This is a genomic window from Kitasatospora sp. NPDC051164 (assembly GCF_044455625.1).
In the GTDB taxonomy this organism is placed as follows: domain Bacteria; phylum Actinomycetota; class Actinomycetes; order Streptomycetales; family Streptomycetaceae; genus Kitasatospora.
The window spans coordinates 329,108-336,051 of record NZ_JBITFB010000006.1 but is presented as its reverse complement, the minus strand read 5'-3'; the positions used below and the strand labels follow the sequence as shown (position 1 = coordinate 336,051).

Sequence of the window (6,944 nt, the reverse complement as noted above, 5' to 3'; positions counted from 1 at the left end):
ATGGTCAAGGGGAAGGCATCACCCGATGACCCCTCCCTGACTGACTATTGGGCAACTCGGCGCAAGAAGGTCAAGCCGCCGCTCGACAAGTACACGCTCCGCCTGCTCACCAAGCAGGAAGCGCGTTGTCCACTGTGCGGCGACCATCTCCTCTTCGCCGAACAACCCCCTGAGTCTCCTGAGCAATGGGAGCGATGGTGGCTGCGGATCGCCCGCCAGGCGATCACGGCCGACTACCTCGTTCACCATGGGAGACCAGGCTTGCGGTCAAACGATGACGGGACCCGGCTCGTACACGCTTCCTGTCGCCGCGGATATCTCATCCGCCAACGCAGGAGCACAGCACAGCTCTCCTGAATCGCCCCTGTGGGGCTTGCATGAGCCGTGTGCCGCGAGGAGTGGCTCGCACGGTTCTGAGGGGGGAGCGGCGGGGTGACCCGCCGCTCCTACCCGGCAATGCCTGCGGTCCGGAGCCGTGGTGGGTCTCCGGACCTGGCATCAGCCGCCGTGTATGGCGTGCAAATCGTTCAGACCTGTTCGAAGTGGAATGCCTTGATGAAGCAGTCGCGGGGCTGGGTGACTGCGAAGAGGATGCACTCCACGAGTGAGTGCGCGGTGAGGGCGTCCTTGGATTCGCGTGGGGTGGTTTCCCACTCCTCGGAGAGCGGGTCGGCGTTGTCGAAGTCGGGCGGGTAGAGAGATATCACCCGAACTCCTCGGGGTCGCAGGCGCTTGGAGAGGATCTCAGTGAAGCCTGCCTGGGCGCTCTTGGCGGCGTAGAAGGCGTCGTGAGCGTCCGACCGGTAGTGGCCCGGTGTTCCGCACGTGGAGACCATGGTCACGACATCTGGCATGTCCGAGTTGAGCAGGAGAGGGAGGAAGTTCTTCACGGTCAGGACTGTGCCGGTGACGCCGGAGGCGATGGTGTCGACAACGTCGGCGTCGGTTGCGGACAGCAGGTTCGGCCCTTCCAGCCAGCGGGCGCCGTTATTTATGAGCACGTCGACGCGGTCCGTGTGTTCCGCGACGCTGGAGGCGAAGTCGCGGATTGAGGCGGGGTCCGTCAGATTGCAGGCGAAGGCGTGCACCCGCTGATGGCCGCGGTCGCGAATCTCGTCGCGGACTCGTTGAGCGGCGGCGAGTTCGCGTGCTGAGAGGAAGACCTCAGCGCCGAGGTCCGCGAGGCGGACGGCCAGGGTTCGCCCGAAGTCGCGGCCGGCGGCCGTGATGACGACACGGTGGTTGTCCAATCTCATGATGTGGCTCCCGGTTCGTGGATCGATTGGTGCGGTGCATTGCGGTGGGTGACCTGCACCGTTGGTGCTGCTCCGCGGAAGTTCGTGGACGGGTGATGGTCAGATGGGGCGATCGGCTGAGGTGGAGGTCGCCTGCGCACGGCCGGCATGGTCGCGGCAGCCGCCGGCGCCCAGGTCCGAGTCAGTGGGCGTGACGACTCGCCGACGCCGCCGCAAGGCGTGGCAGCCGTAGGAGGCGGCGGCGAGGGCGGCTGTGAGGATCATGGCGAGGCCACAACCGCTCAGCAGGACCGGCGTGGCCACACGGTTCACGAGCAGCCCGCCGAGCGTGGCACCCAGTGGCGAGGCCGTGATGAGCACCGCGCTGCGAGCAGCGAGCACAGTGGTGAGCGAGCCGCTCGGCGCCCTGCTTTGGATCAGCGCGAGGGACAGCACGGAGTACGGTCCGTAGATGACCCCCGCCGCGGCGAAGCCGATCAGTGACGGCACGGCGGTGTGGGCGGCCGCGAAGGGCAGCAGGGCGATGCCGTGGCCCGCGACGATGGCGAGCATGGTCGGCCACAGTGGCAGTCGCCTGGCCACTCCGGCACCGAGCGCCCCGATGACGGCTCCTGCGCCGAACACGGCCCAGTAGGCGCCGAGCAGGCCCGCGCCGTCGTTCAGGGAGCGTACGACGAACAGCGGCAGCGCGACCTCGACCGGGCCGTAGGCGAGGTTGAACAGCCACGTCAGCAGCAGCAGTCCGAGCAGGTCCGGGTGGTGCCAGAGCACGCCCAGCCCCTGCCGCGCGGTGCCGGCAACGGACGGCCCGGCCGGTGCCGCCGGCAGGGCGATCCGGCCGGCCTGTACCGCGAGCACGGCGAAGGTGACCGCGTCCAGGCCGATGATCCACGCCGGCGACACCGTGCCCGCCAGCAGGCCCGCCAGCGCGGGGCCGAGCACAGTCGCACTCGACATGCTGGTGCTCAGCACGCTGTTCGCGGCCAGCCGCAGACCGTCGTCCAGCAGCGGGGCGAACAGCGCGTACTTGCCGGCCTTGCCCCAGGCGTGGAAGAGCGAGGAGACGGCCAGCAGTATGACGTAGCCGGTCGGGCTGAGCATGCCGGTCAGGCGCGCGACCGGGATCGCGCCCAGCAGCAGGGACCGCAGGACGGCGTCGGCGACCAGCAGCCGCTGTGCCGACAGCCGCCGCAGCCAGCGACCCAGTACCAGTGCGCCGAGCGCGCCCGGCAGCGTGTAGGCGGCGACGCTGATCCCGACCAGCGTGCCCTGCCCATCGTGCGGGGCCAGTGAAAGCGCCAGCCAGGCAACGGCAATGGTGCTCATGCCGTCCCCCAGGTCCGACAGAGCGAAGACGGGCAGCAGTTGGCGGAACGGGCGGACGGCGAGCAGCGGGCGGTAGGCCCCGGGCAGCACGCGCCCCAGAGATGAGAGCATGCACGTCACACTCGTGCTTCAAGCGCGCGTGAAGTCAAGCCGGCCAGGGGGAGCGTTGGCGTGCGGTATCTGGGGATCGGCGAACTGGCCCGAACAGCACGGGTGCGGGCGTCCGCGCTGCGCTACTGGGAGGAGCGCGGGCTGCTGCCGGGCGCCCGTCGCGAGGCGGGCCGACGGGTCTGGCCGGTCAGCACGGTCCGGCGGGTCGCGCTCATCCGGATGGCGCAGCGGGCCGGCTTCACCCTCGCCGAGATCGCCCGCCTGTTGAACGGTGACGCCTCACCAGGGGCCACCCGCCAGTGGCGCGAGCTGGCCGCTCGCAAACTCCCCGAACTCGACGAACACATCACCCGGACACAGGCGCTGCGCCGGGCGGTCGCGGACTGCATGGCGTGCGGCTGCATGAACTTCGATCAGTGCGTGCTCCTGGCGCTCTAGCCACTCGGGCGGCCCGGCTGCCAGGGGGGGTGACGTTCATGGCTGACGTGGTTCCGCAGTGTCGGCGAGGCCGCCGGCGCGCGCGGTGAGGTAGGTGGTCCAGTCGCGTTGAGCGTGACGGGCCCACTTCAGTGCGGTGTGGATGTGGACGTCGAGGAGATCGGCCAGCACTGGTGCGGGCAGGTCGGTGGCGAGGGCGATCAGGGCTGCGGTGCGCGCCGCTCTGGTGTGGACGCCCTGATGTACGAGCTGGTCGTTGGACGCTTTGCGGCTGAGTGGCTGGCCAGGCACGACGCCGGGGAACAGCCACGGGGTTTGGTCGGTGAGGGTTCGGGTCAGGGCAGAGCGCTGGCGTGGCGCGTCGGCGAGTTGGTGAAGGAGTTCGGCCAGGCGGGGTGGGATCCACAGTCTCGCTTGGCCGAGTTTGAGGAACGTCTTTCCCATTGTGGTGCCGTGGATCTGGTCGGTGGTCAGGTGTCGCAGGCGTTCGCCGGGGATGCCGTAGAGGAGGACGAGGGAGCCGGCGACGCGAACCTCCAGCGGTAGGGCGGTGTCGGTGAGGCAGTGGCGGAGCTGTTGCCAGCGTTCTTCCTCCGTGAGGACCGGGGCAGCGGTGGCGGTGGGTGGCGTGGCGACCGTGTGCGGGGCGGTGAGGCCGTGTTGGGCGGCCCAGTTGAGGAACGGTTTGATCTCGTAGCGGGAGCGATTCGCGGCGAGCCAGGTGTCCAGCTGGTCTTGGTCGAGGTGGAGCAGGTCGATGTGGTGGGCGTCGAGCCAGTCCAGGAATACGAGGACTTGGTGGACGCGGCGGCGGATCTGCTGGGCTGCGGAGGTGGTGTGCAGGCGGCCGGCGGCTTGGCGGCGGGCTCGGCGGAGTAGGACCCAGGTGGTGAACGGGCGGAGGAGTCGGCCGTGGTGCGGGGGTCTTTCGGCGAGCTGGGTGTCGAGCCAGACGGGGATGCGTTCAAGGTCGTCGTTGCGGGGCGGGAGGACGCCGGTGGCGATCAGGGTGTGGCGAAGGTGGCGTTCGGCGTGCCCGTGGGGCAGTTCGTCCAGCAGGTCGTGGCTGATCGGACGGGTTTCGGCGGCGAGGTGGGTCAGGAGTCGGGCGGGTAGCAGACCGAGTCCGCGATGTCGATCTCGCTGCCGTCGACCACGATGGGCATGCCGCCGAAGAGCTGCAGTTTCAGCCCCGTGGCGGTGACGATGATGTCCGCTTCCAGTTCCTCACCCGAGCTCAGCACGATGCCGCGGCTGCTGAACCGCGTGATCGTGTCGGTGACGACGGTCGCGGAACCCTTCTTGATCGCGTCGAAGAAGTCGCCGTCCGGCGCCAGACACAGCCGCTGGTCCCACGGGTCGTACGGCGGGTTGAAGTGCTTGTCGACGTCGAACCCCTTGGGCAGCCGCTTGAGGTTCTCGCGCCGGATCAACCGGCGCCCGGCCTTCGGGAACGTCCGCAGTCCCTTGACGACGGCGCGGTCGATCCAGATGTTCTTGAACCTCGTCACGGCGTACCCGCGCTTCTGCCCGACCACCTTCGTGAGCGCCAGGGCGACCCCGTCGACGCGAGGCAGCGCCAGGACGTACGTCGGGGTGCGCTGCAGCATCGTCACGTGCCGTGCGGCGCCCGGCCCGGCGGTCATCGCCGGCACCAGCGTGATCGCGGTCGCGCCGCTGCCGATGACGACGACCTTCTTGCCGCTGTAGTCGAGCGTCTCGGGCCAGTGCTGCGGATGGACGACCGTGCCTTCGAAGTCGTCGCGTCCCGGGAACTGCGGGGAGAACCCTTCGTCGTACCGGTAGTAGCCGGTGGCGGCGAACACCCATCCGGCACGGATCGTCTTGGTGACGGTCCCTCCGCCGGCGGGGTCGGCTGCCTCGACGGTGAGGGTCCACCGCGAGTCGCCCGAGGACCATTCGGCCCGGACGACCCGGTGGCGCAGCCTGATGAGACGCTCCAGGTGGTTCTCCTCGACCGTCTCCCGGAGGTAGTCGCGGATCAGCGGCGCATCGGCGATCGCGGCTTCGTGACGCCACGGCTTGAACTCGTAGCCGAACGTGTGGAGGTCCGAGTCCGAGCGGATGCCCGGGTAGCGGAAGAGATCCCACGTGCCGCCGATGTTGTCGCGGCCCTCGAGCACGAGCAGGGACTTGCCGGGGAGTTCTCGGCTGAAATGGCTGGCCGCACCGATTCCGGAGATCCCCGCTCCGATGACGACCACGTCGAACTCCTCGACGGCGTCAAGCACCTCAGTTGTCATGGCATTTCCTCGCTGTTCCCGCGGTGGTGACCTCACTGTCACCAGCTGTCGGCAACGGTTGAAACGAGGGCCACGGACGGCGGATCAAAAGCGGGTCACTTCGTGATCTCTTGATCATCCTGACTTCACTGGTACGGGAGTCAGGAGGGAAGAGGTGATTGGGGTGGAGGACTGGGCTGAGATCCGTCGGCTGCATCGAGCCGAGGGGTTGTCGGCGCGGGCTGTGGCCCGGCAGTTGGGGATCTCCCGGGGCACGGTGGCGCGGGCTCTGGCCTCGGACCGGCCACCGGTCTACCAGCGATCTCGTCTCCCGTGGCATCGCGCCCGACTTCGCCGGTGCCTGGCGTGTGGCACTGGGGATCGGATGGCGGCGGTGGCTGGAGGAATGCGCGGCGACTGCGCCGACCGTGACCTTCTCGTGGGCGTCCTGGACGTGTCGGCGCAGTCGCTGGTGCAGTACGCCCTCGACTCGGTCCTGGCCCTGCGCGAAGCCGGCCTCGCCGCTGCGATGGGCAATGCGGATGCCGAGGCGATCGCACTGATCCAGCTGATCGCCAGCGGGGCGCCGATGGCGGAGGATCTCGCCGAGGGGCGCCTGCACTACCGGATGGCGCGGTGGCACGTAGGTCTCGTGCTGTGGATCGATGATCCTCTGCAGGTCGACGCGCTGGACGAAGCGATCGCGGCCGTGCGCTCCGCCGCCGCAGGTCGAAGCGCCCTGGTGGCGCGTGCCGGCGCCACGTCGCGTTGGATCTGGCTCTCGGGGTCGGGTATCCCGGACCTTCACCACGTGGAGAAGGCCATGGCGACGGCTGACGAGGTCCGCGCGGCGGTGGGAAAGCCCGGACGCGGACTCGAAGGGTTCAGGTCGAGCCACCAGGACGCTCTCGCGGCGCAGGCGCTGGTCATCCGGCTCGGCTCCGACCGGCGATTCACCGCCTACGCCGACGTCGAGCTGATCGACGCGCTCACCAAGGACCGTGCCGGCGCACGCCGGTTCGTCATCGGCACTCTCGGGCCGCTGGCCGAAGCCGACATCCCCCTGCGGCGGGCGCTCCTCACCTACCTGCAGTGCGGCTTCAACACCACCCGCGCAGCCGCCAACCTCTACGCACATCGGAACACCGTCGAACGGCGGGTATCACGCGCCAACGAGCTCTCGGCGGTCAAGGTGGAGGACAACCCGACCCACGTGGCGGCGGCGCTCCTCGTGCTGGACATCGCGCCCGACATCATCGCGACCAGTCCGAGCTGAACTCGCAGCGCGGGGTCGTCCTGGTACTCGAGCTTCCTGAACCAGCGAAGTGCCGGGACGGCGAGCACGGTAGCGGCCAACAGGGCCGCGAACGCGATCGCCGGGCGGGTGACGAACAGTCCGACTGCCGTCGCCAGCAGTACTCCTCCCAGATTGCCCGCCATCCAGATGAGTCCGGCCGCCGTGCTCTCGGCTTCGGGCGACCACAAGGGCCGGACGCAGAAACCGGTCGAGCGCGATGCCGGCAGGGATGGCAAGGAGGACGTAGATCAGCGGGAAGACCTGGGACAGCCA

General features: G+C 69.0%; 8 protein-coding genes and 2 pseudogenes. 6 read left to right on the top strand and 4 right to left on the bottom strand.

Annotated features, from left to right (window positions below; all coding sequences use genetic code 11):
• Positions 1–357, top strand: a pseudogene (locus ACIBEC_RS12020) (group II intron reverse transcriptase/maturase); the annotation flags it as partial.
• A 170-nt stretch (positions 358–527) separates the two neighbouring features.
• Here the strand turns inward: ACIBEC_RS12020 and ACIBEC_RS12015 are convergent.
• Together ACIBEC_RS12015 and ACIBEC_RS12010 are read right to left on the bottom strand one after the other, a co-directional pair.
• Positions 528–1,256: an SDR family oxidoreductase gene (locus tag ACIBEC_RS12015; RefSeq protein WP_360509639.1), complete on the bottom strand. Its 729-nt coding sequence runs from the start codon at positions 1,254–1,256 to the stop codon at positions 528–530.
• 99 nt (positions 1,257–1,355) lie between these two features.
• A complete protein-coding gene (locus tag ACIBEC_RS12010) occupies positions 1,356–2,693 on the bottom strand; it encodes an MFS transporter (protein ID WP_360509637.1) in 1,338 nt (445 codons plus the stop codon).
• Positions 2,694–2,753: 60 nt separating this feature from the next.
• Here ACIBEC_RS12010 and ACIBEC_RS12005 point away from each other — a divergent pair, with 60 nt between their 5' ends.
• On the top strand, positions 2,754–3,131 hold the full coding sequence (locus ACIBEC_RS12005) for a MerR family transcriptional regulator (protein WP_360509635.1): 378 nt from the start codon (positions 2,754–2,756) through the stop codon (positions 3,129–3,131).
• A gap of 36 nt (positions 3,132–3,167) precedes the next feature.
• On the opposite strand, the gene ACIBEC_RS12000 is transcribed toward ACIBEC_RS12005, so the two are convergent.
• Positions 3,168–3,575, bottom strand: a complete 408-nt coding sequence (locus tag ACIBEC_RS12000) for a hypothetical protein (RefSeq protein WP_396287891.1) — start codon at positions 3,573–3,575, stop codon at positions 3,168–3,170.
• Between the two features lie 120 nt (positions 3,576–3,695).
• Between ACIBEC_RS12000 and ACIBEC_RS11995 the strand changes: the two genes are divergently transcribed.
• Positions 3,696–4,010, top strand: coding sequence for a hypothetical protein (locus ACIBEC_RS11995; protein ID WP_360509632.1), 315 nt, complete (start codon positions 3,696–3,698; stop codon positions 4,008–4,010).
• Positions 4,011–4,043: 33 nt separating this feature from the next.
• Positions 4,044–4,247: a hypothetical protein gene (locus tag ACIBEC_RS11990; protein ID WP_360509630.1), complete on the top strand. Its 204-nt coding sequence runs from the start codon at positions 4,044–4,046 to the stop codon at positions 4,245–4,247.
• Here the strand turns inward: ACIBEC_RS11990 and ACIBEC_RS11985 are convergent.
• Positions 4,229–5,395: an NAD(P)/FAD-dependent oxidoreductase gene (locus tag ACIBEC_RS11985; protein WP_360509628.1), complete on the bottom strand. Its 1,167-nt coding sequence runs from the start codon at positions 5,393–5,395 to the stop codon at positions 4,229–4,231. The genes ACIBEC_RS11990 and ACIBEC_RS11985 overlap by 19 nt on opposite strands.
• A 154-nt stretch (positions 5,396–5,549) precedes the next feature.
• Here ACIBEC_RS11985 and ACIBEC_RS11980 point away from each other — a divergent pair.
• Both ACIBEC_RS11980 and ACIBEC_RS11975 read left to right on the top strand, forming a co-directional pair.
• Positions 5,550–5,699, top strand: a pseudogene (locus ACIBEC_RS11980) (helix-turn-helix domain-containing protein); the annotation flags it as partial.
• A gap of 69 nt (positions 5,700–5,768) precedes the next feature.
• Complete coding sequence (locus ACIBEC_RS11975; protein WP_396287900.1) at positions 5,769–6,650, top strand: PucR family transcriptional regulator; 882 nt, start codon at positions 5,769–5,771, stop codon at positions 6,648–6,650.
• Positions 6,651–6,944 lie beyond the last annotated feature (294 nt).